The sequence below is a fragment of the Pseudomonas sp. L5B5 genome (assembly GCF_020520285.1).
Taxonomy (GTDB): domain Bacteria; phylum Pseudomonadota; class Gammaproteobacteria; order Pseudomonadales; family Pseudomonadaceae; genus Aquipseudomonas.
Genome location: NZ_CP084742.1, coordinates 847595 through 871341, shown reverse-complemented (window position 1 = coordinate 871341; position 23747 = coordinate 847595). Strand labels below are relative to the sequence as shown.

Genomic DNA, 23747 nt, shown 5'->3' with positions numbered 1-23747 from the left:
TAAGTATTTTGTCGTTTACCTGCAAAGTTGACGCCCTCGATACTGCCGCCAATGACAACAACAAGAGGCGGAATCGATGAACACGCAGATCGAAGAGTTTCAGCAAAATGGTGCCCTGGTGTTGCGCGGTGTATTTGCCGACTGGATCGAGCGCCTGCGTGAAGGGTTCGAACAGAACCTGGCCGAGCCCAGCGCTTTTGCCATCGAGAACGTCGGTAATGGCGAGGGCGGGCGGTTCTTCGAGGACTACTGCAACTGGCAACGGATACCGGCGTTCGAGGATTTCGTCCTCAATTCACCAGCCGCCGCCATCGCCGGGCACCTGATGGGATCGCGCCAGGTCCAGGTGTTCCACGATCACATCCTGGTCAAGGAGCCTGGCACCTCCAAGCCCACGCCCTGGCACCAGGACCTGCCGTACTACTGCGTTGACGGCCTGCAGACCGCCAGCTACTGGATTCCCCTGGACCCGGTGACCCGCAGCAATACCCTGAGCGTGGTCCTGGGCTCCCATCGCTGGCCCAAGCCGGTGCGGCCCAAGAGCTGGGCCAGCAACCAGGATTTCTACGGCGCCACCGACGACGACACGGGTGAAAGCCTGTTCATGGACATGCCGGACGTGGACAACGGCGAGTACCGGATCCTGTCCCCGGAGCTGCAACCGGGGGACGCCATCGTCTTCGATTTTCGCACCGTCCACGGCGCCGCGGGCAACACCGGGAATGGCCGCCGCCGGGCCTTCTCCACCCGCTTCATGGGCGATGACGTGCGTTATGTCCAGCGTCCGGGGCGTACTTCGCCGCCTTTTCCCGGCATCGACCTGAACAACGGCGATCGCATGCGCGAAGACTGGTTTCCGGTGGTCTGGGAACAGGCCTGAGCATGTTTTTTTTGCCAGCGTATCGAACGTGTCGGAACCGCCTGCCTTGTGCATTGAATGATCTGAACAAGTATCGGAAGTTCAAGTTGTCAACTTGCTGGTTATTGCCTTGTGCAACTTTTGCGTGTGGCGGCCCTGCGGGTTAGTTCATGCCATACCTGTATTGACGTGCCGGAACTGGCAATGAAGTGTCATTGAATAACGGGCGACTGCCGAATGGGCAGTGTGTGGCGAACAGCGCTATCGGGAGGACGTCGGCGGATCGGTCGCTCAGGCGCCTGAAGGCCGGTTTTCTCCCGTCCAGGAGAACCGATTGGCACGCAGAGGACCTGGCGATTGGTGGGAACAGGGTTTTTCCGGCGGGGTCGAATGCTTCAGGTGCGCAGGGTGGCTGCGTCGCGGACCGTCCGTGACGCTGAGGGACGCAGCTGCCTTGTGCTTGTGCTTGCACAATCTTGCAGGAGGTCGCCATGGCCCGAGCCATCTGGAAAGGCGCCATCAGTTTCGCACTGGTGCACATCCCGGTGTCCCTCAACAGTGTCGTTGCCAGCCAGAGGCTGGACTTCGACTGGCTGGACAAGCGCAGCATGGAGCCGGTGGGGTATCGGCGGATCAACAAGGTCAGCGGCGAGGAACTGGACCCTAAGCAGATCGTCAAGGGAATCGAATACCAGAAAGGCCGCTACGTGGTGCTCAGCGATGATGAGATTCGCCAGGCCCGGCCCGAGGCGACCCAGACCATCGATATATTCGCCTTCATCGCCGCCGGGGAGATTCCCCTGCAGCACTTCGATACCCCTTATTACCTGAGTCCGGATCGGCGCGGCGGCAAGGTCTATGCCTTGCTGCGCGAAACCCTCAAGGCCACGGACAAGGTTGCCCTGGCGCGGCTGGTGCTGCATACCCGGCAACACCTGGCGCTGGTGCGGGCACTGGAGGATGCCCTGGTCCTGATCACCCTGCGCTGGCCCGATGAAGTGCGCAGCCTCGACGGCCTGGAACTGGACACCAGCGTGACTCGGCCCAAGCTCGACAAGCGCGAACTGCAGATGGCCAGGCGCCTGGTGGAGGACATGAGTGGCCACTGGGAACCCGAGCAGTACCACGATGATTTCAAGGACAGCATCCTGGCCCTGGTGGAGGAAAAGGCCAGCAAGGGCCGGATCGCCACGGTACCGGCCGCGGTGCAGGACAAGGGGGCGGACATCCTCGACCTCACCGAACTGCTCAAGCGCAGCCTCGCGGGCACCAAGGCCACGCCGGACAAGCCCGCCAAGCGTACCCGGCGGCGGGCGTCCTAGCCGCAGCGCCATCTGGCTAGGCAACCGCCGGTAGGCAAATCGGGCAAGTGCCTTGAACTTCTCCCGGGGCGCCGTTTCCACCGTCACAAGGGCCCCGGCCTTGTCGGCCGCGGGCACGCCACTCGTGGAGCAGCGCCATGGCCAGACCGCTTTCGGAATACCACAACAAACGCGACTTCCAGGCCACCCCCGAACCTGCGGGCCGACATGTGCGGGGCAGGCCAGTGCAAGCCTTGCAGTATTGCGTGCAAAAGCATGACGCCAGTCACCTGCACTACGACTTTCGCCTGGAGCTGGGCGGCACCCTGAAAAGCTGGGCCATCCCCAAGGGCCCCTCGCTGGACCCCGGCGTTCGGCGCCTGGCCGTGCACGTCGAGGACCACCCCCTGGATTACGCGGGCTTCGAAGGGCACATCCCCGAGGGGCACTATGGGGCCGGTGACGTGATCGTCTGGGACCGTGGCAGTTGGTTTCCCGAGGGCGACCCCCACGAGGGGTATGCCCGGGGCAAGCTGCGCTTTCGCTTGGAGGGTGAAAAGCTTGGCGGTGTGTGGAACCTGTTCCGCACTCGTCTTGCCGGCAAGAAGGAGCAATGGTTGCTGGTGAAGTCCGACGATGCCCAGGCTCGCCCCGAAACGGAATACGACATTCTTCAGGCGCAACCCCACAGTGTGCTCAGCGACCGCACCCTGGCGCCGCGCCAGAAGCCCCCCACCACCAGGCCCAAGGCCCGGGGCAGGGCGCATGCCATCTCCCATGAGGAGGCGCTACCGGGCTCGCTCAAGCCACAGCTGGCGACGCTGGTGGACACCCCGCCGGCGGGCGACTGGCGCTACGAGATCAAGTTCGACGGTTATCGCATGCTTGCCCGCATCGACGGTGGGCGGGTGCAGCTGCTGACCCGCAGCGGCCTGGACTGGACGGCCAGGATGCCCCACCAGGCTCGGGCCCTGGTTGGCCTGGGGCTGGAATCGGCGTGGCTGGATGGTGAGATGGTGGTCATGGGCGCGGACGGCGTGGCGGACTTCCAGGCCTTGCAGAACGCCTTCGATGCTGGCAACGACCAGGCCATTGTCTATTACCTGTTCGACGCGCCCTTTCTCAACGGCGTGGACCTGCGCGAGTGCCCGTTGCACGAGCGCCGGACGGCGCTGCAGGCCCTGCTGGTCAACAACCGTGCGGCGCAGCTGCGTTACTCCGAGACCTTCGACCAGCCGGTGCAACAGTTGCTGGACAGTGCCTGCGACATGCAGTTGGAGGGGCTGATCGGCAAGCGCCCCGATAGCCGTTATGTCAGCCGGCGCAGCAACGACTGGATCAAGCTCAAGTGCCAGCAGCGCCAGGAGTTCGTGATCCTCGGCTACACCGACCCCCAGGGTAGCCGCAGCGCCCTGGGCGCACTGTTGCTGGGCCTGCATGACCCGCAAGGCGCTGGCCTGCGCTACGCGGGCAAGGTCGGCACCGGCTTCAGCAGCGCCACGCTCGAGCACCTGCTCGAACGGCTGCAGCCCCTGGCGACCTCCCGGCCGACCCTGGCCAGCCTGCCTGCAGGCGTCTCGACCACCAGGGTGCACTGGGTCCAGCCGCGCTTGCTGGCGCAGGTGTCCTACAGCCAGATGACCCGGGATGGCGTGGTGCGCCACGGGGTCTTCCATGGCCTGCGCGATGACAAGCCGGCCGTCGCGGTGACCCTGGAGCGCTCTGCGCCGACTCCGGGGGGCAATCCAGGAGCCGGCACCGGCGCCAATGATCTGCGCATCACCCATGGCGATCGTCTGGTCGATGCCGCCAGCGGCGCCACCAAACTCCAGGTGGCCGAGTACTACGCCCGGGTGGCCCAGTGGATCCTGCCCCAGCTCCAGCAGCGTCCGGTGGCCCTGGTACGCGCGCCCCAGGGGCTGGGAGGTGAACTGTTCTTCCAGAAGCATGCTGCGCAACTGGCCATCCCCGGCGTGCGTACCTACAGCAAAACCGAAGCCGGCCAGGCAGCCATGGTCATCGACCGACTGCCGGCACTGCTCGGTGCGGTACAGATGAATGCCCTGGAGCTGCATACCTGGAACGCCACCAGCAAGGATTTCGATCGGCCCGACCGCCTGGTGCTCGACCTCGACCCGGACCCGACACTGCCCTGGAAGACCATGGTCGAGGCCTGCCAGCTGACCCTGACGCTGCTCGACGAACTGGGCCTGCGGGCCTTTATCAAGACCAGCGGCGGCAAGGGCCTGCACCTGGTGGTGCCGCTGGTGCGACGGGCCGGCTGGGACGAGGTCAAGGCCTTCAGCCAGGCAATGGTCCAGTACCTGGCAGGGCTGTTTCCACAGCGCCTGTCGGCAGTGTCCGGGCCGCGCAATAGGGTGGGGCGGATTTTCATCGACTACCTGCGCAACGCCCGTGGCGCGACCACCGTCTGTGCCTACTCGCTGCGTGCCCGGGAAGGCCTGCCGGTATCGGTTCCGGTGCATCGCGAGGAGCTGGCGCAGCTGCGCGGGGCGGGGCAATGGACCTTGGCGGACGTGGCGCGGCGCCTGGACGAAACCCAAGACCCCTGGGCCGGCTATGCCACGACGCGGCAGTCGATCACCGCCGCGATGCGCCGGCAGATGGGCCTGCACAAACCTGTGGCCTGAGCGCCGTGCCGGGTCCTGGAACCTGATGTGCTGATGACGGTCATTGCTTCTATGCTTTTAATCGCGCTGGCGCAACCTGATGGGCGCCGCCAGCCGGCATCGAACAATGTAGACGCCCGTGGTCATCGACAACCCCGTGGAGGCAGCCGCGGCGCACCGGATGGCTCGGGCAGCAATCAGGAGCATCCATGCGACTTGCCAATTTCATTCTCATCCACATGGAGTCGATCCTGCTGGAATGGGAGAGGTTCGCCAGATCCATCGAGACCCCTTACCCGACCCAGGACGCCGCAGGCTTGAGAACTCAGGCCGAACACATCCTCAGGTGCATCGCCCTGGACATGCTGACCCCGCAGACCGACAGGCAGCAGTTCGAAAAGTCCCAGGGCCGAGGACCCGCAATCGACGCCGGCACGGCGGCGCAGAACCACGCCCAGGAGCGCTGGCTGGCCGGCTTCACCTTGAACCAGATGGTTGCCGAATACCGTGCGTTGAGGGCCAGCGTGTTGCGCCTGTGGTTGTCCGATGAACTGGACGTGAAAGTCACCCGCACCGACGACATGCTGAGGTTCAACGAGGCCATCGATCAGGCGCTGACCGAGTCCATCGCCTCCTTCGAAGCAGCGCTGGAGCAAACCCGCAAGCTGTTCCTGGGCATTCTTGGCCATGATCTGCGAACACCACTGGGGGCGGTGCTGATGGGCGCCGAGTTGCTGGCGCGCTCGACGTCCGAAGGACGCCAGCAGACCCTCGCGACCCAGATCGGCGCCAGCGTGCGCCGGGCCAACCGTATCGTCGATGACCTGCTGGATCTGGCCCGGGGCAACTTGGGGGAGGGCATCCCCATGCGCAAGGAGCGCCTCGAACTGACAGCGCTCTGCGCCCAGGTCATCGAGGAGGTGCGCGTCTGCTATCCCAAGGTGCGAATCCTGTTCGAACAGGGCCCGCCACTGTGGGGGCTGTTCGATCCGGGACGCATGGGCCAGGTGTTCGCCAACCTGCTGGGCAATGCCGTGCAGCACGGTGATGTCCGGCAGCCCATCGAGGTGCGACTGGAGCGACATGCGACGGCCATCTGCCTGGTCGTGCACAACCAGGGCGAGCCTATCGCCGCCGAGGCGATGCCGCTGCTGTTCAGCGCTGGGAGCAGTGCTTACGAGCGAGGGGCTTCTTCAGGCCTGGGCCTGGGGTTGTTCATCGCCGCGCAGATCGTCGCGGGACATGGTGGACGGATCGACGTGCAATCCAATCGGGAGCAGGGCACGACATTCCGGGTGCAGCTTCCGACAAGGCTCGACTAGACGTTCGCCTGACAGGCGCAAGGGCCGGAGCCCTTGCGCAATCACCTCAGGTCTCAACCGCGACCGTGACCGCCGCCGCTGTGCTGACCACCTTTCTTGCCGGCCTCGGAGGCCTTTTGCCGGTCATTGGCTACGTTGCCACCGGAAGCGTGACCGCCTTTTTTCCCGGCTTCGGATGCTTTTTCGCGATCGTTGGCGAAGTTGCCCGGGTTGTTATTGCCTTTAGTCGTCATGATGATTTCCTCTTGGTGATGAAATATCAGCACCCACTGCACAGTGAGCATTAACTGGGAGTGCGGGAAAATTCCTCGGGTCGATAAATATTGTTGTTGGGGCGATGAGCGGTGGTTGATGGCCACTGGCTAGTTGGTTTTTCACCACGGCCATCATAAGTAAGCGGTATTGATAAAACCTGTTCATATAACGAACTATTCATCTGGGTGCAGGGCCACTCATATGGGTGAGCAAGTACGCAGGTGCGCAAAAAGTATTGTTCTTGAACTTGTGCGTCGCAGGTTTTTCTATTGGTTACTACCGTCTTATTGTCGCAGGTGCACCATGAAGAACGTCTTGGACCATTCCCCCATCACTTTATTGCTCGTTTGCCTGCTGGCCCTGCAAGGGTGTTTTGAAAACAGCGCAGACAAGGACAAGGACCGCTCGAAAGCGTCGGTGCAGATGAGCCAGCCCGAGTCACGGGAACAGTGAAACCATGGTGCCGGCGGGCAGCCCCGGCGGCGCTCGAACGGGAGACAGGACGATGCTCGAGCACTCGTCTAACAAAAGGGTCGTGGCCCACTGCCATGCCGATGCCCCCACGCATGAACGCCAGACCAACCTGAACCTGGCCCGCTGGCTGGCCGAGATCCTCGACTGGCCCTTTGACGGGGCCTGGCAGGAGCCGATGCCGCTGACCGGGATGTACCTGGTGCCCACCCGCACGCTGGTAGGCGAGCAGCGTCGCGAACTGGGGGTCGAAGGTGTCGAGGACTTGCTCGGAGGCCATGTGGAACAGGCCTTCATGGCCAGCAAGGCGATTTCCCACCCGTTGCCCCGGGGTGCCGGCTTTCGGCCTACCGGCTGGGTGCCGGAATTTTGCCGCCAGGTGCGCCAGGTGGTGTTGCCGGGGCTGACGGTGTTCGATATCACCGATGTGCGGCGCATCGCCCGCCAGTACCTGGGCCAGGCCGAGCTGCGGGTCAAGCAGGTCCAGGCCTGCGGCGGGACGGGCCAGGCGGTGCTGCGCAGTCTCCAGGACCTGGAGCACTGGCTGGAGCAACTGGACCCGGACACCTGCCGGCAGGGCGTCGTGCTCGAGGAAAACCTCCAGGAGGCCGTCACCTACAGCGTGGGCCAGGTGCTGGTCGACGGGTTGCTGATGAGCTACCACGGCCGCCAGCACCAACGGCCCAATCATCTCGGCGAGCCGGTGTATGCCGGTTCCGAGCTGTGGCTGGCGCGCGGCGATTACGCCCAGTTGCTCCAGGGTGACCTGCAGCCCCAGGTACGCCTGGCGGTGGAGTACGCCCGAACCTATGACGCAGCGGCCACGGCCTGCTTCCCGGGATTCTTCGCCTCCCGGCGCAACTACGATGTGGTCCAGGGCCTGGGCCATGATGGCCAGCCCAGGCTCGGGGTGCTGGAACAGTCTTGGCGCGTCGGCGGGGCGACCGGCGCGGAGCTGGCCGCGCTGCAGGTGTTCCGGCAACAACCCGAGGTTTGCCGGTTGCAGGCCTCGACCCACGAAACCGGCGAGCAACAACGGCTGCCGGCCGGTGCGGTAATGCTCTATCGAGGGGCGGACGAGGCCGGGGGCTTTCTTCTCAAATACGCCCAGGTACAGAACCATGACGGTTAGCAGCGAACAGATCTGGATCGATGTCGCCGATGAACGACTGGCGGGCAACGTGCTCAGCCCCAGGGCCCGGGTGCCCGGCGTGCTGTTTGTCCACGGCTGGGGCGGGAGCCAGGAGCGCGACCTCAATCGGGCCCGGGGGATCGCCGGGTTGGGCTGCCTGTGCCTGACCTTCGACCTGCGCGGCCATGGCGCGGCCAACCAGCGCCAGGCCCAGGTGACACGCGAAGACAGCCTGCAGGACGTGCTGGCAGCCTATGACCTGCTGGTGGCGCATCCGGCCATCGACCCCTCGGCGGTGGCAGTCGTGGGCACCAGCTACGGAGGCTACCTGGCCGCTCTGCTCAGCCAGGTGCGTCGGGTGCGCTGGCTGGCTCTGCGGGTTCCGGCCATCTACCGGGATCGCGACTGGCTGATGGCCAAGCGCGGGCTCGATCGCGAAGACCTCAAGCGCTACCGCTCCAGCCCGATCGATCCCCGCAGCAACCGGGCCCTCAAGGCTTGCAGCGAGTTTGCTGGCGATGTGCTGCTGGTCGAGTCCGAGCGCGACGAGCATGTGCCCCATGCCACCATCATGAGTTACCGGGCAGCGTTCCAGCGTACCCATTCGCTGACCCATCGCATCATCGATGGCGCCGACCACGCGCTCTCCAGCGAGGCCGCCCAGGAGGCCTACACCACGATCCTGGTGGATTGGGTCACGGAGATGGTGGTCGGCGAACGGTTGAGTATCAGCCCCCGGTACTGAGGGCGGTGCAGGGGCGCTTTACGGCCTGGCGCAGGGCGCTGTGCTGGCGCGGCGTTTCAATCCGGATGTTCCGTGGACCAGCACAACGGGGTCGGGTGCAGCCACCTGACGTCGGTGATCCCGTACCTTTGCGCCATGGGTTTGGAGACCCGCTTGACCGGATCACGATCGGACTTGGGAATGATGCCGACGCCGGCATCGCAACTGGCCCAGTGCCAGGCCTTGGCGTTATCCATGGCCTGGGCGCGAATAATGAAGAACCGCGGTTTCCCGTGGAGCAGATAGTGGATCTTGTAGATCGTTTCCTGGTTCATGAACATCTCCTTTAGTTACAAGTAGTCGATGTTCAGGAGGTGCGAGGAATTCAAACTAATTTCGATTGTTCGGTATTTTTCATTGTTTTGGCTGGCAAGAGCTGCTCGTTTGATCAAAAAACTATTTTCAATTTTTCTCATGTGACTAGTTAATGGGGTTTCCCAACTAAATGCTGTCAATGAGCCAGTTCTACAAACAGCTCAAGTTGCCATGTTGCAGGGCCTTGGAAGTGTGCGCTCGAACATTGCCGTTTATCCGGGCGGTGATCATTCACGGCTGCGGTCTGTTCTGGTTGCGCAAGGCCCTGGCGCGCTGTTCCAGCGCCAGATACACCAGGCTGGCCAAGGCCAGGGGCAGCAGCAGGTAGATCGCCCGATAGCCCAGCAGGGCCGCCAGTATGGCCCCCTTGCCCAGCTGGTGCTGGAGCATGGTGATGAACACCGCCTCCAGCACGCCGAGGCCGGCAGGGATATGGGTGATGATCCCGGCGATGCTGCTGATCAGCATGACGCCCAGTACCTGGGGGTAACCGACCCCGTCGGGCAGCAGCAGGAACACCACCAGCGCCGGCAGCGTCCAGTTGATCAGCGACAGCCCGAGTTGGGCCAGGGCCATCGGCGCCGTGGGCAATTGCAGGCGCTGCCCGCGCCAGTGCCAGGCCCTCCGCTTGGCGTAGCGGCAAGCCAGCAGGTAGGCGCCAGGCACCATCAGCAGGATGCCGCCGACTACCCGCAGGCCGCTGCTGCCCACGGCCCAGTTGCCCGGCAGTTGCACCATGCCCAGGGCAAACAGCGTACCGGCCAGCAGCAGGTAGCCCAGCCAGTTGGTGGCCAGGCTGAAACTCAGGATCCGGGTGATGGCCATCGACCCCAGACCCAAGCGCGAATACAGCCGGTAGCGCAGGGCGACGGCGCCGACCCAAGCGCCCAGATTGAGGTTGAAGGCATAGACCACGAACGCCAGCGCCAGCACCTGGCGCGCCGGTAACCGGTGTCTGGCATAGCGGCCGGCGAGCAGGTCGTAGCAGCTGTACAGGGCGAAGCTCAGGATCGTGATCGCCACCGCCAGCAACAGGATGGCGGCGCTGTAGCCGCGCACGGCCTGGCTGACTTCCTGCCATTGCAGGTTCCTGGCCAGCAGCCAGAGCAATAATGGCACCAGCACCAGGAACAGCAGGTTCAGGGCACGCCTGGCCCATGCCAGCCAGCGCCGGTGCCGGCTGCCGTTCATGGGTTTTTCTCTCCTTCCAGGGGCTGTGAGTGGCCGCTGTCCGGCGTCAGGCCTGTTACCGATTCAAGTCGTGGCCGGTGGGCCGGCAGCCAGCCGGCGATGGCGGGGAAATGCCGCAGGAAATGGAAGTACAGGAAGATCACCGGGCCGCGCCACCATTGGCCGCGCAACAGGCGCTGCGGGTTGACCTGTCGGCAATGCCGGGCCACCAGGGTGTCCAGGTGCTGGTGCAACAGCTGATTGAAGCCCGCGTCGCGGATGACCAGGTTGGCTTCCAGGTTCAGCGACAGGCTCAGGGGGTCGAGGTTGCTCGAACCCACGGTCGCCCAGTCGTCATCGGCCAGGGCCACCTTGCCGTGCAATGGCCGCTGCACGTACTCGTGGATGGTCACGCCATCGCGCAGCAGGTAGTTGTACAGCAGTCGTGAAAAACCCCGGGCCCAGGGCATGTCCGGTTGGCCCTGGAGGATCAGGCTGACCTCGACGCCACGGCGCGCGGCGTTACGCAGTTCGCGGATCAGCCGGTAGCCGGGGAAGAAGTACGCGTTGGCCAGGACCAGCCGCCGACGGGCGCCGCGAATGGCCAGCAGGTACTGGGCCTGGATGTCATCGCGATGCTGCTGGTTGTCGCGGATGGCCAGGCGGATAGACGCCGGTCCACAAGACGGGGGAACGGGCAATGGGCCGGGGTCTGCCACGGCCTGGGCCAGGATGCCCAGGGCGGCGTCACGAATATCGGCGACCACCGGGCCGCGCACGGCCACGGCGTAGTCCTGCTTGGCCATCGGCCCGAAGTCCTGCAGGTGATCGGCGGAAAAGTTCAGGCCACCGATGAAGGCCAGTTCGCCATCGATCACCAGCACCTTGCGATGCAGCCGGCGGAACAGGTGGGCGCGCAGGCCCAATACCCGTGGATGGGGATCGAACAGATGGACCCTGACCCCGGCGTCGACCATTTGCCCGACGAAACCCTCGCTGAGGTCGGCGCTGCCATAACCATCGACGGTGATCTCTACGCGGGGAATGCGCCGCGCGGCCTCGATCAGGGCTTGTTGCAGGGCGCAGCCGACCTTGTCTTCGAAGAGGATGAAGGTTTCCAGCAAGACCTCTCGGCGGGCAGCAGCGATGGCCGCCAGCACCCGCGGGTAGAACTGCTCGCCGTTGATCAGCAACTCGACAGCGTTGCCGTCGCGCCAACCGGGCTTCATAGCCAGACCTCCACCGCCAGCGGCACATGGTCGGACAGGTGCGACCAGGGCCGGCTGGAGAGCACCTGGGGATTGCAGGTCCGGCCATTGCGCACATAGATGCGGTCCAGGCACAGCAAGGGCCAGCGCGCCGGGAAACTGCGTGCGGGGCTGCCATGCTGGCGGACGAAGGCCTCATGCAACCCTTGCTCGGCCAGCAGGGCATCGGCCCGGCGGCGCCAGTCGTTGAAGTCGCCAGCGACGATCACCGTGGCCTCCGTCGGCAGGCCTGCCAGCAGCGCGCAAAGCAGTTGCAGTTGTTGGCGCCGATGCGCCTCGCGCAGGCCCAGGTGCACGCAGATGGCATGCACGTCGCGCCCGGGCACGGCCAGCACCGAATGCAACAGGCCGCGCTGTTCGTCGCCCTGTTGCGAGACGTCGAGGTTCTCGTGGCTGCGGATCGGGTACTTCGACAAGAGGGCGTTGCCGTGCTCGCCTTCGGGGTACACCGCGTTGCGTCCGTAGGCGAACTCACTCCACATGCTGTCGGCCAGGAACTCGTGGTGGGGCTGCTGCGGCCAGTTTTCGAAGCGCTGCGCGTGGTGACTGTGATCGCCCAGCACCTCTTGCAGGAACACCAGGTCGGTGCCGGTGCTGTGCACCGCATCGCGCAACTCGGGGAGCATGAAGCGCCGATTGAGGAAGCTGAACCCCTTGTGGATGTTGACCGTCAACACCTTGAGCGAAGCCACTGGCGATGGTCCATCCGTCCGGGGCAGGTCCATGCCCTTCATTTCCAGTCTCCCTGGGGCGCAAGCCCGGGCTGCACCGTGAGGGTGTCGGCCAGACCGAGTCGCTCCATGAGCTGGCGGGTGTCATAGGGCGCTCGAACCTTGATGTCGTTGTCGAAGTAGCAATACACATCCCGTGCGCCGCCCGGGCCGCGCTCTGGGCCCGGGGCTCCGGGAATACGCCGGGCATCGGCCGGTTGCCGGCCCTGGCGCCACAGTTCGATGCGCTGGCCCCAGCGCTCCAGCGCCTGGTCGCCATAGCCGCTGCTGTAGAGCTGTTGGTCGCCATGCAGGCGCAGGTAGACGAAGTCGCCACACAGCTCCTCGATCCAGGGCCACTTGCCGGCAGTGTCGGCGACCACCAGCGCGATGTTGTGGCGCTGCAGCAGCTCGACGAAGGCCGGGTCAATGAAGCTGGCATGGCGAATCTCCACGCAATGGCGCAACGGCGCATCGGCAGGAATGTCCAGGTAGTCGTCGCGCTGCAGGCGCTCGCTGCACTGGCGGGCCAACTGGCGGGCGGTACGGCCGTGGTGGGGCAGTTGCTGGAGAAATTGCTCGAACAGGGCCGGGTCGAACTTGAAGCTTGGCGGGAACTGCCAGAGGATCGGCCCCAGCTTGTGGCGCAGCTGGAACAGCCCCGAGGCAAGGAAGTTGGCCAGCGGCTCGTGGATGTCCCGCAGGCGCCGCACATGGGTGATGAAGCGTGGCGCCTTGACACTGAACACGAATCCCTCCGGCACCTGCGCAGCCCATCCCGCATAGCGTTCGGGCGTCTGCAAGGCATAGAACGAACCGTTGATCTCGATGCTGCCCACCGCTCGCGACGCGAAGGCCAGCTCATCTTTCTGGGCCAGCCCCCTGGGGTAGAAGTCGCCGCGCCAGGGAGCGTAGCGCCAGCCGGAAATGCCGATGCGAACCTTGCTGCTCATGCAGTTCCTCCCGTGCCGTTCAATGCAGCCTGGCGATGCCGGGGCTCCCATTGTTCCGACCCGGGCGCCTCAGGCGCCGTTCAAATTATCGCCGCAGGCCACGGATGACGGGTCCGCCAGGGGCGCGGTGCCCGCCGGTTCCTCCAGCGCCAGCGTGCGCAGGTAGTCGGCGAACCCGCCGCTGGCCCGTCCCAGCAGGCGGGCGCTGGTGATGACCTGGGGCAGCTGGCTCCAGCAGATGTGTGCACCCAGGCGCTCGAAGGTCCGCACCAGGTGCACGTCCTCGTTCACCGTGAGCGGGAGAAACCCCCCGGAGCGCCGGTAGGTCTTGGTGCAGAACCCCAGGTTGGCGCCGTGGATATGACGATGGCCATCCGCCTGGGTATAGGCCTGGGCGTAGCGTTGGCGAACCCCCTCGTGCAGCTCGCCCCAGTCGCGGACCTGCACCGTGCCGCAGACCATCTGCGCCCCCAGGGACAACTGGGCCACCAGCCAGTCGGGGGCCACTTCGCTGTCGGCGTCGGTGCAGGCGATCCAGCGCGCGCCCAGGGCGATCAGGTAGTCGCTGCCCGCCGCCCGGGCATACCCGACGCTGCGCGCGTTGACCTGCAGGCCCTGGATTCCGGCCGCCGCGACAATGGCCGCGCTGTCGTCCTCGCAGGCATCGAGCACCACCAGGACGCGCACCGCTTCACCCGCCAGCCCGGGATGGCGAGCCGCCTGTCCGACGGCGCGAATGCAGTGGGCGAGCAGGGCCTGCTCATTGTGCGCGGGGATCACCACGCCGATCATGCCAGCCCCTCGCGCTCGGCCACCGAGGTGGCGCAGGTGCCCCAGACCTCCAGGAGCAGGTCGGCCTCGACATGGCGCAGCAGCCGGGGCAGTTGCAGTTGCGTGGCCAATTGCTGGTGCACCCGGTCGCCGTCCAGTGGGCATTCGGCGATTGGATGGCGCCAGTGGCAGGCCAGCAGCGTGCCGTCCGTGGCCAGGGCGGCGCGGGCCTTGGCGATGAGCCGTTGCAGATCCTGCGGGTCGAGGTAGTAGCCCAGCTCGCTGATGACGATCAGGTCGAAGCGCCCGGCAGGCCATTGGTCGGGCAGGCGCGCCTGGTGTACCCGGGCCTGGGGGCAATGTTGCAGGCGCAGGCGGGCCTGCTGCACCGCCAGCGCCGAGGTGTCGCAGCACAGCAACTGGCTGCAGCGATCGGCCAGGCGCAGGGCCAGTTCACCGTTGGCGCAGCCAGCTTCCAGGCCGCGGTGGTAGTGGGACCGGGGCAGGGCTGCAAGGGTCAGGTCGCGCTTGCGCTGTTCATACCAGCGCGAGCGCATGGACCAGGGGTCGGGGTTGCCATCGAACAGCTGGTCGAAATAGTCGTCGGCAACGCTCATAGGAAGATCACCTCGAAATCGCGCACGAGGCGCTCCAGGGTTGCGGAACCGAGCACCGGGGCTTGTCCGGACAGGGGGTCGGGGGTGATCTGGCTGATGAAGGCGTGCACGGCGTGGCGCTTGCGGGCCTGGGTCGGTGGGTCCAGCAGCAGCTTGCGCGCCCGTTGCCAAGGCAGGCGCGGGTCTTCGGGCGATGCCCAGTGCCAGGCCCAGACCGGCAATTCATGGACCCGGGCGCCCACCTTGCGGGCCGCCGCCAGGCTGGCGCGGCCGACCGCATCGTGATCGCTGTGGCCATCCTCATGCCAGGTGGTGAAGACCACGTCGCCAGGTTGCAGATTGCGCTCGAGGAAGTCCTGCAGGTCTGTCTCGTGCCGGGCCACGGCGGTGTCCGGAAAGCCGCCGCGCAGCCACGTCAGGCGGTCTGGCAAGAGGCCCAGGCGGGCGAGGGCCACGGCGCTTTCCTGAGGGCGTACCCTGGCCAGGCGATGCGGGGTCCAGTAGCGCGAGCCCGGATGGCTGGCGCAGCCATCGGTGACCGAAATCAGCAGCAACGGACGCTGCGCCCGGGCCAGTCGCTGGAGCAGGCCGGCGCAGGCGAGTATTTCGTCATCGGGGTGGGGCGAGATGATCACCGCGCGGGCTCCGGCTGGCACCAGTTGTTCGGGCGTCACGACTTCGAGCGCGGCGAGTTGGCGCGAGGTGTTCCAGGCGTACGGCGAAGTGCCGTCGCCGACGATCGGATTGGCGTTCATGGCATCCAGTCTCCATCCGCATGATCCGCCTGCGCCGCCACCAGGCTGCCCAGGGCGGCCAGGTCGCGCTCGGCATGGCTCTGGCGCAGGTAGACGGGCAGGTCCGCCAGCAGCCGGGCCAGATGCGCATCGCGGCAATAGGGGGTGGCGCCCAGGGCGCGACCGACGTGTTCGATCACTTGGCTGGCGCTGGCTTCGCAGGCGGCGCGTAACCGCCTTGCGGGCAGTTCGGCTGCGGCCATGGGCTGCTCGTCGATCCACTGGGCGGTGCTGCGCAACAGGCTGGCGCTGGCTTGCAACGCGCATTCCACGGCACCGAGGTGGGCCAGGGCGTGGGGCTCCGGCCGCTGGGCGCACTGGCTGCGCAGGGCCTGGCCGATGGCCTGGGCCGCGCCGTGCCAGCAGGCGGCGATGCCGGCTCCGCCCTGCCAGAACCCGGGCCGCTGCAGATAACCGTCCGCCGGGCCGACCAACTGGCCGCGCGCGCCGTCAAACAGCACTTCGACGCTCTGGCTGGCGGCCATGCCCACCGCTTGCCAGCCGTGCTCGGTGACTTGTACGCCGGGCTGGTCCAGCGCCACGGCCACCAGTTGCTGGTGACCGTCGGCATCCCAGGCGGTCAGTAGCGCATGGCTGAGGATCGCGGCGCCGGAGCACCAGGCCTTGAGCCCCTGCAGGCGGACCTCGCTGGCATGGTTGGCGTGCGTGGGAGCGTGCAGCGTGACCTTGGCCTGGGGCGGCTCGGCGGCCCACATGCCCCAGGTGCTGCCCGTCGGGGCTGGCGGTGCCGACCAGTACTGCAGGATCGCCAGGGCGTCGGTATGGCCTTCGTAGAGCTTGCACAGGCTCAGGTCACAGGCCGCCACCCGGGCCAGGGCCCGCCAGCGCAGCAGGGTCTGGCCCTGGCCGGGCAGCGGCAGGCGGTCCAGGCCCTGGCGGCACAACTGCTCCATGAGCTGCGCCAGGAGCCGAGGCTGGAGCGGGTTGCTCGCTGACCATGCATGCAGGCAACTGTGCAGCCGGTGCAATGAAACGTTCTCGTGCATGTCCGCTCCTTGGTGCAGGGGGGCAATCGGTGAATCAGTCTTGTGTCTTGCGACAGGACCACGCTGGGGCACGCAGCGCTGTGGGCTCGAGCCGCGCAACGGCGGTGTCAGCATTTGGAGGAGGGGGGCGATCCGCAGGTTCAAGTTTTCTGCGCGCGCAGCTTACCGGCGGCTGCGCTGGTAATGCAGAAGCAGCGGCTGGGTGCTGAGCCCGTGGACCAGGATGCTCAGGGCGACCACCGACAGGGTGAGCTGGATGCTCATCGTCGCCTGTGCCGGCTCGAGCTGTTGGTTCAGCGCATAGAACAGGTAGTAGAGGCTGCCGATACCGCGAATCCCGAACCAGCCCAGCAGCAGGCGCTGGTGCCGGTCGAGCAGGGCGCCCCAGGGCATCGCCAGCACGCTCAGCGGACGCACCACCAGGAACAGCAACGCGGCCAGCAGCAGGGCTCGCCAATCCCAGTGGGCCGGTAGCACCACCCCCAGCAGGGTGACGATGAACACTTCCATGGCCCGTTCCACCAGGCTGCCGAACGAGAGCATGTCGCCGAGCATGATGCCGGCTGCCACCTGACGTTCTTCCAGGGCCTGGACATCGCCATGCACGGCCTGGCGCGGGTCGCCATGCTGGTGGCCCACCACCGGCTGCACCAGGTGTTCGGCGGGCGGGTGCTGGCTGCTGCTGGCATGGACTTCGGCCTGGCGCAGGCCCAGGCCGGCAGCGAACACCGAGAGGAAGCCGTAGCCGTGGATCAGCTCGGCGGCGACATAGGCCAGGGCAATCAGGGCAAAGCTCAGGTAGTCGTTGGGCGAGACACTGCTGTCCTCGTGGCGGATGCGCAGGCGCAGGGTCAGGCGCCCCAGGCCATGGCCCATGGCATAACCGCAGAGCAGTCCGGCCGGTATCGCCCACAGCAGGCTGTACAGCGCCCAGTCCGCCAGCCAGTGCTGGGGGGCGCTGTCCTGCTTGAGCAGCAGTACCCCGAGGATCACGAAGGCAAAGGCCACGCCGTCATTGAGCCCGGCTTCGCCGGACAGGCCGAAGCGCACCCGATCATGGTCCTGGGCGTCGTTGACCTGGACCATGGAGGCCAGCACCGGGTCGGTAGGCGCCAGGATGGCTCCCAGCAGCAGGGCAAACCCCCAGTCCAGGTCCAGCAAACCATGCAGCACCAGGGCGACCCCGCCGATGCCCAGCAGGAGCACTGGCCCGGCCAGGCCGAAGGCCACCCACCAGCTGCGGTGGCCCAGCGGCAAACGCAGCTTGAGGCCGCTGACGAACAGCGAGAACAGCAGTGCCACTTCGGTCAGGTTTTCCATCCAGTGCGCAGCCTGGCGGATATCCAGTTGCAGCAGGCCGACCCCGGCCGGCCCGATGGCCATGCCCAGTACCAGGCAGACCAGCGACGTGGTCACCGGCAGCCAGCGCAGGTAGTTGGATGTGAGGGCGAGGATCAGCAGCACTGCACCGAGCACCGCGACCCAGATCGTGAAACTCATGGCGTTCGGCTCAAGTCGGCGTGTGGCTGAAGTGCAATTCACCGAGGCGACGCATCGCACCGCCGTCGCCGTGGGCACGGTGGCAGCCACCGCCACGGACGTCGAAGATCCGGTGGTGGCAGCCGGGCTCCAGCGACCCTGCAACCGCAGGGATGATCATAAAGGGGAGGATGTTGACGGCCATGGGGAGTTCCTCGTCGGTGCGGGCAGCCTCTCGACCAGAGGCATTCAAAGGGGGGACGCTGCACGCACGGCGGCCTGCCAGCTGCCTGCCGGATGGTCGCGCCCTAGGCGCCACTGACCTTCCAGTGCTTGACGTCGTCGGCGAAGACCACTTGCCGCACTTCATGGGCGATGCCGTAGGCCAGGGATTCATGGGCGGCAATGACCTTTTCCTCGGCGGACAGGCATTTGAAGATATCCAGCTGGGTATCGGCGGCAGCGGTCTCGAGCTCGTAGATCTTCACGTAGCGCGCCAGGTCGTTGTCCAGGCTGGACAGGTACTCGCGCAGGCGCTGGTGATCCACCGAATTCTGGCTGAAGTACCAGTTCATCGGATGGATCAGGAAGCGCGAGTGCGGGGCGGTGATGCGCCGGTTGGCCGCCAGGAACATGATGATGCCCATGGACTCGATATTGCCTGCGTTGATCGCGCACAAGGGTACTGGCAGCGACTTGAGGAAGGTGTAGAGGGTGAAACCGAAGTTGGTGCTGCCACCGGTGGTCGACAGGTTGAGCAACAGCGAACTGGCGCCTTCCTCGATCGCTTGCAGGCACGCATCGCGAAAGCGCTCGGTGGTGTTCTGGTCGATCTGGCAGTGAAAATGAACGATGTGTTCGGTCACAAGGCAATCTCCCGTTGGCCGTTAGGCCGGTATCCACGTCCTGGCCACGGCGGTCGTGGCGAGCCAGGTGTGTTCGCGAATGTACCGGCCGCCCGCGGCTAGCGACCGGTGTGCAGCAGGATCGGCCTGGGCTGGGCGCGCTGGCGTGGCTGGGCCGGGGTGAAGGGCAGGAGCGCCGGCGCCTGGGGTTCGGGCTCGGCGAATTCCTGGTTGACCAGGGTCAAGTGTTCGCTGGCTTCCTGGAATTTCTCCTCGGCCTTGTTGCGCAGCAGGTGGTAGCGCTCAAAGGTATCGAGGTCGGGTTGCCCTTGCTCGAGCAATTCATAGGCTTGCTGGTTCAGATCGTGAGCCTGCTTGAACAGGCGCTGATTCTGTTCGAGGGCGAATGCGCGGCAGGCGCGCAGTTGCAAGCGTTGCTGAGTGGTGTACATGAGGTCATCCCCTTTCCTTGAGTTCATGGTGTGTGGCGTAGTCGCTGTGCAGGTTCGCGGCGTTCCGGACCCGGGCCCGGCAAGGCGCGCCGTCCTGCGCTGGTAATCATGTGACCGGGTGGTTGAGGGATGGACTGCAAAAATACGTATCTGAAAAATTGCTGGATCTCGCCGATGATCCCGGCGTTGTAAATCGACTTATTCAATGACTCGCTCCAGATAGGGCACCAGACTCGCAATACCCTGTGGGGTGTTCACGACCACCCGGCAGCATCACGAGGCCGTACGACGAGGCCTCGTGATGCACGGTGAGCATTGCGGTCATTTGGCGTGCTGGGTCTGCAAGCGCTTGGCCATGTCCAGGTGCATGCGCAACTGGGGCAGGGTGCTCTGGGCGAAGGCCTTGAGCTGGGCGTCGTCCTTGGAAGTCGCTTCCTTCTCGAACAGCGCCACGGTTTTCTCGTGGGCCTCGACCTGATTGTCGGCATAGGCCTTGTCGAAGGATTCGTCGCGCATTTCCAGGATCATCTTTTTCGCCCGGGCGGTGAGCGAGGCCTCGTCCGGCACCTGGATATCGAGCTTGCGAGCCAGGGTCATCAGTTGCTGGTTGACCTTGGTGTGGTCATCGACCATCTGCTGGGCAAAGGCCTTGACGTCGGCGGCACTGCTTTTCTCCAGCGCCAGCTTGGCGCTCTCGACCTCGTTGATGCCGCCCTGGGCGGCTTCCTCGACGAAGTCGCTGGTGGTCGCCGCCAGGGCCAGGCCGCAGGTGCCGGCCGTCAGTAGCAGGGACAGTCCCAATTGGTGCATGAGCTTGTGGTTCATAAGGTTCTCCTCGGATCACGGGCGACGAAGGCGTCGCCTTACTGTTGAGCGCGAGGCAAGGCCAATGGTTTAGTTTTTCTCACCCTGTGCTCAAAGCGGCACCGCCGGGCGCAGATGCTGCGCAGCCAGCACGTTGAACCCGAACAGCACCCTGCTATTGAACCGGGCTGCCACGGCCGCCCAGCCGTTGGGATACAGGGGGAGGTGAAACAAGGCCTGGCGGTGCAGGCGGCGAGACCGATGCATTGATTGAGCGTCGGCCGGGCTAGCGCGACCTCCAGCGGATGAATCCGCCCACTGGGGCCGCCAAGGACTGGGTTGCCTACAGGATCGGCTTGCCGCCAGTGACACCAAAGCGCGAGCCGGAAATGTAGCTGGCCTCGTCGCTTGCCAGCAGGACATAGATGGGGGCTACTTCCACCGGCTGGCCTGGGCGTCCCAGTGGCGTTTGCTCACCGAAATGAATGACGTCTTCCGGGGGCATGGTGGAGACGATCAGCGGCGTCCAGATCGGCCCCGGGGCGACGCTGTTGACCCGGATGCCGCTGGCGCCCAGCAGTTGCGCCAGGCCCGCGGTGAAGTTGGCGATGGCGCCCTTGGTGGTGGCGTAGGGCAGCAGGGTGGGCTTGGGCGCGTCGGAGTTGATGGAACTGGTGTTGATGATCGAACTGCCAGGCGCCATGTGCGCAACCGCAGCCTGGCAGATGCGAAACATCGCGGTGATGTTGATATCGAAGGTCCGCACCCACTCTTCGTCGGTGATGTCCGCCAACTCGTGGTGAGTCATCTGGTAGGCCGCATTGTTCACCAGGATATCGATGCGCCCGTACTTCTCCACGGTCTTGGCGACTGTCGCATGGCATTGCCGTTTTTCAGCCAGGTCGCCCGGCAGCAACAAGCACTGGCGGCCAGCCTGCTCCACCCAGCGTGCGGTTTCGTGGGCATCGTCATGTTCGTCCAGATAGGCCAGCGCCACATCGGCGCCTTCCCGGGCGAAGGCAATGGCCACCGCCCGGCCGATGCCGCTGTCGGCCCCGGTGATCAGGGCGGTCTTGCCGGCCAGGCGACCAGAACCCTGGTAGCTCTGTTCGCCACAGTCGGGGTAGGGCTCCATGGCGCTTTGCGTGCCAGGTACCGCTTGCTGCTGGGCGGGAAAAGGGGGGCGTGGATAGGCTTTCATGGGCACCTCCAGAGGGGGTACGGGCCACTGGACCCGTACAGGAAAGAGAACGCAGGGCAATCAGCTGCGGCCGCCCTGTTTGCCGGCCCCGGACGTCTTGTCGCGGTCGCCGGTGGTATGGCCACCTGAAGCGTGTCCGCCTTTCCTGCCTGCTTCGGCGGCTTTTTTCCGGTCGTTGGCAAAGTTTCCTGGATTGGGATGTCCGCTATTGGCCATGGTTGAAGACCTCTTGCTGATGGAAAGTTTTACTCGTCGTGGCACCGAGTATTTATTGGGAGGCCAGTGATTTTTAAAAAGTCGAAATGATTGAATGAGCGGCGACGAATGGTTCTGGGGCCCGTAGCGCCAACTTGGCGCGAGCGGCGAATCCGAATGCCATATATATGCAAGCGACACGCGGCGAAGTGATCCGTCCAACGCGAGATTGTTGGCTGGATAACTTTGAACATCAGGGGTGGGAGCCTTTCAAACGTGCAGGACAACTCTTTTCGAATAAGGCCATGTCGAGTCAGGCATTGCAGGAGGACGCCCATGCAAGGCGCCTCACGCCCTGATCGGTCCTGGCAGGTTCATGAAAGACGTGAGGATTGGCGTGATACCACCATCTCCTCGAGAATCTCGCGCACCAGCCGGTTGATGCCGGGCTCTCCGTGGTAGTGAGTGCGGTCGATGTTGGCGATGGTGAACTGGTTCGATCCTGGCGCCAGGATATCCAGTGAAAGACTGCCGTCGGGATTGATCACGCACCTCACACAACAGTGGGGCAAACGCTGGGCAAGGGCCGTCTCGATTTCGAGCTTGCTGAGGGTGTCCATGGAGTTTCCGGCTAGACGTCATTCGCCGTTCAAGACTAGTTGATGAACCTCGCCTGTAAATGCTGTCAGGCTGATGGCAACGTTGCTTCATTGGCTACCTCTGTTACCAGCCAGCATCCAGCATCGGGGGCCCGGGATGAGAAGGGAAGTGCGGCAGCACCTCCTCGGCCAGCTCCTGGATCACCTCTGCCACCGGTCGCTGGGAGAACTGGATACCCAGCGCGGCATGGTTGACGCCAGCCTCTTGCCATTGTTCCAGCAGATCCAGCAGACCCTTGCGCCCGGTACGCAACACGAAGCCACCGTTGAGTGGCGTCCGCGGATGGTCGGGGTCGTCCACCAGGTCCAGCCATTCATTGGTCATGTGCGGGCGGAAGCCGCCATCGGGAATCAGCTGGCGCCAGGCGCGGATCTTCTCGGCCAGTTGCCGCGGCCCGCGGGTGTCGTGGGTGGCGAAGGGATAGGTCAGCCAGCCATCGGCGTGCCGGGCGATCCATTCCAGCGATTGCCCCGAGGAACTGGTGACGATCAGTGGAATCGATCCAGCGCTGGGTTTGGGTAGCAGTTCGGCACCGGCGAAATGCCCCAGAGGCGAGTCGATGGCCAGCCGGCCGTCGGCCATGACCTGGCGAAAGTAGTCCACTGCCTGGGCGAAGCGCTGGCCTCTTTCGCCATGCTCCAGGCCATAGGCCGGGAACTCCATGGGCCGATCCCCCGAGGCGATGCCCAGTACCAGCCGGCCGCCGGACAGGCGATCGAGGCTGGCGGCCGACTTGGCCAGGTCCAGGGGATGGCGCAGGGAAAAGATCGCACTACCGGTGGCCAGGGCCACGCGTCGGGTGCGGGCGGCGAGAAACGACAGGTAGCTGAAGGGCTCGAACAGCTGCCCGGCATCGCCGAAGGCCGGATCGAACAACGGCACGTCGCGCACCCAGACGGCGGCAAAGCCGTGGCGGTCGATGGCCTCGACCCAGTCGGCTTGCCCGGCCAGCACTTGCATGACGCCCTGGTAGAAGCGCAGCGGCAAAAACAGGCCCAGGGTCAGGCGGTCGGGGGCGAACATGCGCCGGTAGCCGGGGTGTCCATCAAAGTTCGAGGTCGCTGGGGCGTCGTGTCCTGGGCGGGTCTGCATCGGTTGGCTCCTGGTGTTCATGGGCCGGTGGCCGGCGCGGGAATGGTCACGCCCAGGCGCACGGCGGGACGTTGGGCCACTCGTTCATGCCAGGCACTCAGATGACGGTACTGGCTGAAGTCGAACCCGATGATCCGGGCAATGTGGGTCCAGCCGAAGTGGGCGATGTCGGCGATCGAGTACTGGTCTGCGGCCAGGTAGGGGTGTTCGCTCAGGTGCGCGTCGAGCACCGCGAACAGTTCCTGGCTCAGTTGGCGGTAGCGGGCGATGGCCGCTGGCAGCTGCTGCTGGGCGAACAGTTCGAAATGCACCCGCTGGCCGAGGATCGGCCCGACACTGGAGGCGTGGAATTGCAGCCACTTGATGGTGTCCCAGCGGCCGGTCGGGTCCTGGGGCAACAGGCGGCCACTGCGCTCGGCAAGGTAGAGCAGGATGGCCGCCGACTCGAACAGGGTGATGCCGGTTTCATGGTCATGGATGACCGGGATCCGGCCATGGGGGTTGAGGGCGAGGAACTGCGGATGGTGCTGTTCGCCGGCGTCCAGGTCCACTGGGTGCAGGCGGTAGGGCAGATCCAGTTCGTGCAGGGCAATGGTCACCTTGAAGCCATTGGGTGAGCTGTCGGTGTATAGGTCGAGCATTGGCGAGCTATCTCCATTA

General features: G+C 65.2%; 27 protein-coding genes. 7 read left to right on the top strand and 20 right to left on the bottom strand.

Annotation, left to right across the window (positions count from 1 at the left end; genetic code table 11):
- Window positions 1-76 precede the first annotated feature (76 nt).
- The 4 genes from LGQ10_RS03905 to LGQ10_RS03890 all read left to right on the top strand — a co-directional run bounded on the left by LGQ10_RS03905 (window position 77) and on the right by LGQ10_RS03890 (window position 6112).
- On the top strand, window positions 77-880 hold the full coding sequence (locus tag LGQ10_RS03905; protein WP_226524759.1) for a phytanoyl-CoA dioxygenase family protein: 804 nt from the start codon (window positions 77-79) through the stop codon (window positions 878-880).
- A 470-nt stretch (window positions 881-1350) separates the two neighbouring features.
- Window positions 1351-2181 carry a Ku protein gene (locus LGQ10_RS03900; protein ID WP_226524758.1) on the top strand — a complete coding sequence of 277 codons (831 nt, stop codon included), beginning with the start codon at window positions 1351-1353 and terminating at the stop codon, window positions 2179-2181.
- Window positions 2182-2318: 137 nt separating this feature from the next.
- On the top strand, window positions 2319-4811 hold the full coding sequence (gene ligD / locus LGQ10_RS03895) for a DNA ligase D (protein ID WP_226524757.1): 2493 nt from the start codon (window positions 2319-2321) through the stop codon (window positions 4809-4811).
- A 188-nt stretch (window positions 4812-4999) separates the two neighbouring features.
- A complete protein-coding gene (locus LGQ10_RS03890; RefSeq protein ID WP_226524756.1) occupies window positions 5000-6112 on the top strand; it encodes a sensor histidine kinase in 1113 nt (370 codons plus the stop codon).
- A gap of 53 nt (window positions 6113-6165) precedes the next feature.
- On the opposite strand, the gene LGQ10_RS03885 is transcribed toward LGQ10_RS03890, so the two are convergent.
- Entirely contained in the window at window positions 6166-6345 is a 180-nt protein-coding gene (locus LGQ10_RS03885; RefSeq protein WP_058433385.1) for a general stress protein, read from the bottom strand.
- 325 nt (window positions 6346-6670) lie between these two features.
- Here LGQ10_RS03885 and LGQ10_RS03880 point away from each other — a divergent pair, with 325 nt between their 5' ends.
- Genes LGQ10_RS03880 through LGQ10_RS03870 form a run of 3 tightly spaced genes read left to right on the top strand, consistent with a single transcriptional unit; the run spans window position 6671 to window position 8715 of the window.
- Window positions 6671-6820 carry a hypothetical protein gene (locus tag LGQ10_RS03880; RefSeq protein ID WP_226524755.1) on the top strand — a complete coding sequence of 50 codons (150 nt, stop codon included), beginning with the start codon at window positions 6671-6673 and terminating at the stop codon, window positions 6818-6820.
- Between the two features lie 52 nt (window positions 6821-6872).
- Window positions 6873-7970, top strand: coding sequence for a DUF3182 family protein (locus LGQ10_RS03875; RefSeq protein ID WP_226524754.1), 1098 nt, complete (start codon window positions 6873-6875; stop codon window positions 7968-7970).
- Window positions 7960-8715: an alpha/beta hydrolase family protein gene (locus LGQ10_RS03870; RefSeq protein ID WP_058433384.1), complete on the top strand. Its 756-nt coding sequence runs from the start codon at window positions 7960-7962 to the stop codon at window positions 8713-8715. Before LGQ10_RS03875 ends, LGQ10_RS03870 begins: the two co-directional genes overlap by 11 nt.
- Before the next feature lie 56 nt (window positions 8716-8771).
- Here LGQ10_RS03870 and LGQ10_RS03865 read toward each other — a convergent pair whose 3' ends face one another.
- The 19 genes from LGQ10_RS03865 to LGQ10_RS03775 form a co-directional block, all read right to left on the bottom strand.
- On the bottom strand, window positions 8772-9029 hold the full coding sequence (locus LGQ10_RS03865; protein WP_226524753.1) for a DUF6555 family protein: 258 nt from the start codon (window positions 9027-9029) through the stop codon (window positions 8772-8774).
- A gap of 271 nt (window positions 9030-9300) precedes the next feature.
- Window positions 9301-10260, bottom strand: coding sequence for a lysylphosphatidylglycerol synthase domain-containing protein (locus tag LGQ10_RS03860; protein ID WP_226524752.1), 960 nt, complete (start codon window positions 10258-10260; stop codon window positions 9301-9303).
- A complete protein-coding gene (gene clsB, locus LGQ10_RS03855) occupies window positions 10257-11468 on the bottom strand; it encodes a cardiolipin synthase ClsB (protein ID WP_058433378.1) in 1212 nt (403 codons plus the stop codon). Before clsB ends, LGQ10_RS03860 begins: the two co-directional genes overlap by 4 nt.
- Window positions 11465-12241 carry an endonuclease/exonuclease/phosphatase family protein gene (locus LGQ10_RS03850; RefSeq protein WP_226524751.1) on the bottom strand — a complete coding sequence of 259 codons (777 nt, stop codon included), beginning with the start codon at window positions 12239-12241 and terminating at the stop codon, window positions 11465-11467. Before LGQ10_RS03850 ends, clsB begins: the two co-directional genes overlap by 4 nt.
- Complete coding sequence (locus LGQ10_RS03845; RefSeq protein WP_226524750.1) at window positions 12238-13170, bottom strand: DUF72 domain-containing protein; 933 nt, start codon at window positions 13168-13170, stop codon at window positions 12238-12240. The genes LGQ10_RS03850 and LGQ10_RS03845 overlap by 4 nt, the downstream gene beginning before the upstream one ends.
- A gap of 69 nt (window positions 13171-13239) precedes the next feature.
- Window positions 13240-13962: a glycosyltransferase gene (locus LGQ10_RS03840; protein WP_226524749.1), complete on the bottom strand. Its 723-nt coding sequence runs from the start codon at window positions 13960-13962 to the stop codon at window positions 13240-13242.
- Window positions 13959-14558: a class I SAM-dependent DNA methyltransferase gene (locus LGQ10_RS03835; RefSeq protein WP_058433376.1), complete on the bottom strand. Its 600-nt coding sequence runs from the start codon at window positions 14556-14558 to the stop codon at window positions 13959-13961. Before LGQ10_RS03835 ends, LGQ10_RS03840 begins: the two co-directional genes overlap by 4 nt.
- Window positions 14555-15313, bottom strand: a complete 759-nt coding sequence (locus LGQ10_RS03830) for a PIG-L deacetylase family protein (protein ID WP_226524748.1) — start codon at window positions 15311-15313, stop codon at window positions 14555-14557. The genes LGQ10_RS03835 and LGQ10_RS03830 overlap by 4 nt, the downstream gene beginning before the upstream one ends.
- A complete protein-coding gene (locus LGQ10_RS03825) occupies window positions 15310-16359 on the bottom strand; it encodes an acyl-CoA dehydrogenase (RefSeq protein ID WP_226524747.1) in 1050 nt (349 codons plus the stop codon). The genes LGQ10_RS03830 and LGQ10_RS03825 overlap by 4 nt, the downstream gene beginning before the upstream one ends.
- A gap of 162 nt (window positions 16360-16521) precedes the next feature.
- Window positions 16522-17859, bottom strand: a complete 1338-nt coding sequence (locus LGQ10_RS03820) for a cation:proton antiporter (RefSeq protein WP_058433374.1) — start codon at window positions 17857-17859, stop codon at window positions 16522-16524.
- A gap of 10 nt (window positions 17860-17869) precedes the next feature.
- Window positions 17870-18043: a hypothetical protein gene (locus LGQ10_RS03815; RefSeq protein ID WP_226524746.1), complete on the bottom strand. Its 174-nt coding sequence runs from the start codon at window positions 18041-18043 to the stop codon at window positions 17870-17872.
- A gap of 103 nt (window positions 18044-18146) precedes the next feature.
- The gene (locus LGQ10_RS03810; RefSeq protein ID WP_058433373.1) at window positions 18147-18704 is read right to left on the bottom strand and encodes an ATP-dependent Clp protease proteolytic subunit; all 558 of its coding nucleotides are present in this window, start codon (window positions 18702-18704) and stop codon (window positions 18147-18149) included.
- 98 nt (window positions 18705-18802) lie between these two features.
- Complete coding sequence (locus LGQ10_RS03805; protein WP_058433372.1) at window positions 18803-19135, bottom strand: hypothetical protein; 333 nt, start codon at window positions 19133-19135, stop codon at window positions 18803-18805.
- 321 nt (window positions 19136-19456) lie between these two features.
- The gene (locus LGQ10_RS03800; protein WP_058433371.1) at window positions 19457-19960 is read right to left on the bottom strand and encodes a DUF4142 domain-containing protein; all 504 of its coding nucleotides are present in this window, start codon (window positions 19958-19960) and stop codon (window positions 19457-19459) included.
- A gap of 322 nt (window positions 19961-20282) precedes the next feature.
- The gene (locus LGQ10_RS03795; RefSeq protein WP_058433370.1) at window positions 20283-21140 is read right to left on the bottom strand and encodes an SDR family oxidoreductase; all 858 of its coding nucleotides are present in this window, start codon (window positions 21138-21140) and stop codon (window positions 20283-20285) included.
- A gap of 60 nt (window positions 21141-21200) precedes the next feature.
- Entirely contained in the window at window positions 21201-21356 is a 156-nt protein-coding gene (locus tag LGQ10_RS03790) for a general stress protein (RefSeq protein WP_226524745.1), read from the bottom strand.
- A gap of 353 nt (window positions 21357-21709) precedes the next feature.
- Complete coding sequence (locus LGQ10_RS03785) at window positions 21710-21955, bottom strand: hypothetical protein (RefSeq protein WP_226524744.1); 246 nt, start codon at window positions 21953-21955, stop codon at window positions 21710-21712.
- 103 nt (window positions 21956-22058) lie between these two features.
- Complete coding sequence (locus tag LGQ10_RS03780; protein ID WP_226524743.1) at window positions 22059-23087, bottom strand: LLM class oxidoreductase; 1029 nt, start codon at window positions 23085-23087, stop codon at window positions 22059-22061.
- Window positions 23088-23104: 17 nt separating this feature from the next.
- Window positions 23105-23728: a glutathione S-transferase family protein gene (locus LGQ10_RS03775; protein WP_226524742.1), complete on the bottom strand. Its 624-nt coding sequence runs from the start codon at window positions 23726-23728 to the stop codon at window positions 23105-23107.
- Between the last annotated feature and the right edge of the window lie 19 nt (window positions 23729-23747).

What these genes read in the sequence shown, in the direction of transcription:
- LGQ10_RS03905 (WP_226524759.1), top strand. Translation starts at nt 77, where the DNA reads ATGAACACGCAGATCGAAGAGTTTCAGCAAAATGGTGCCCTGGTGTTG.
- LGQ10_RS03900 (WP_226524758.1), top strand. Translation starts at nt 1,351, where the DNA reads ATGGCCCGAGCCATCTGGAAAGGCGCCATCAGTTTCGCACTGGTGCAC.
- ligD (WP_226524757.1), top strand. Translation starts at nt 2,319, where the DNA reads ATGGCCAGACCGCTTTCGGAATACCACAACAAACGCGACTTCCAGGCC.
- LGQ10_RS03890 (WP_226524756.1), top strand. Translation starts at nt 5,000, where the DNA reads ATGCGACTTGCCAATTTCATTCTCATCCACATGGAGTCGATCCTGCTG.
- LGQ10_RS03885 (WP_058433385.1), bottom strand. Translation starts at nt 6,345, where the DNA reads ATGACGACTAAAGGCAATAACAACCCGGGCAACTTCGCCAACGATCGC.
- LGQ10_RS03880 (WP_226524755.1), top strand. Translation starts at nt 6,671, where the DNA reads ATGAAGAACGTCTTGGACCATTCCCCCATCACTTTATTGCTCGTTTGC.
- LGQ10_RS03875 (WP_226524754.1), top strand. Translation starts at nt 6,873, where the DNA reads ATGCTCGAGCACTCGTCTAACAAAAGGGTCGTGGCCCACTGCCATGCC.
- LGQ10_RS03870 (WP_058433384.1), top strand. Translation starts at nt 7,960, where the DNA reads ATGACGGTTAGCAGCGAACAGATCTGGATCGATGTCGCCGATGAACGA.
- LGQ10_RS03865 (WP_226524753.1), bottom strand. Translation starts at nt 9,029, where the DNA reads ATGAACCAGGAAACGATCTACAAGATCCACTATCTGCTCCACGGGAAA.
- LGQ10_RS03860 (WP_226524752.1), bottom strand. Translation starts at nt 10,260, where the DNA reads ATGAACGGCAGCCGGCACCGGCGCTGGCTGGCATGGGCCAGGCGTGCC.
- clsB (WP_058433378.1), bottom strand. Translation starts at nt 11,468, where the DNA reads ATGAAGCCCGGTTGGCGCGACGGCAACGCTGTCGAGTTGCTGATCAAC.
- LGQ10_RS03850 (WP_226524751.1), bottom strand. Translation starts at nt 12,241, where the DNA reads ATGAAGGGCATGGACCTGCCCCGGACGGATGGACCATCGCCAGTGGCT.
- LGQ10_RS03845 (WP_226524750.1), bottom strand. Translation starts at nt 13,170, where the DNA reads ATGAGCAGCAAGGTTCGCATCGGCATTTCCGGCTGGCGCTACGCTCCC.
- LGQ10_RS03840 (WP_226524749.1), bottom strand. Translation starts at nt 13,962, where the DNA reads ATGATCGGCGTGGTGATCCCCGCGCACAATGAGCAGGCCCTGCTCGCC.
- LGQ10_RS03835 (WP_058433376.1), bottom strand. Translation starts at nt 14,558, where the DNA reads ATGAGCGTTGCCGACGACTATTTCGACCAGCTGTTCGATGGCAACCCC.
- LGQ10_RS03830 (WP_226524748.1), bottom strand. Translation starts at nt 15,313, where the DNA reads ATGAACGCCAATCCGATCGTCGGCGACGGCACTTCGCCGTACGCCTGG.
- LGQ10_RS03825 (WP_226524747.1), bottom strand. Translation starts at nt 16,359, where the DNA reads ATGCACGAGAACGTTTCATTGCACCGGCTGCACAGTTGCCTGCATGCA.
- LGQ10_RS03820 (WP_058433374.1), bottom strand. Translation starts at nt 17,859, where the DNA reads ATGAGTTTCACGATCTGGGTCGCGGTGCTCGGTGCAGTGCTGCTGATC.
- LGQ10_RS03815 (WP_226524746.1), bottom strand. Translation starts at nt 18,043, where the DNA reads ATGGCCGTCAACATCCTCCCCTTTATGATCATCCCTGCGGTTGCAGGG.
- LGQ10_RS03805 (WP_058433372.1), bottom strand. Translation starts at nt 19,135, where the DNA reads ATGTACACCACTCAGCAACGCTTGCAACTGCGCGCCTGCCGCGCATTC.
- LGQ10_RS03800 (WP_058433371.1), bottom strand. Translation starts at nt 19,960, where the DNA reads ATGAACCACAAGCTCATGCACCAATTGGGACTGTCCCTGCTACTGACG.
- LGQ10_RS03795 (WP_058433370.1), bottom strand. Translation starts at nt 21,140, where the DNA reads ATGAAAGCCTATCCACGCCCCCCTTTTCCCGCCCAGCAGCAAGCGGTA.
- LGQ10_RS03790 (WP_226524745.1), bottom strand. Translation starts at nt 21,356, where the DNA reads ATGGCCAATAGCGGACATCCCAATCCAGGAAACTTTGCCAACGACCGG.
- LGQ10_RS03785 (WP_226524744.1), bottom strand. Translation starts at nt 21,955, where the DNA reads ATGGACACCCTCAGCAAGCTCGAAATCGAGACGGCCCTTGCCCAGCGT.
- LGQ10_RS03780 (WP_226524743.1), bottom strand. Translation starts at nt 23,087, where the DNA reads ATGCAGACCCGCCCAGGACACGACGCCCCAGCGACCTCGAACTTTGAT.
- LGQ10_RS03775 (WP_226524742.1), bottom strand. Translation starts at nt 23,728, where the DNA reads ATGCTCGACCTATACACCGACAGCTCACCCAATGGCTTCAAGGTGACC.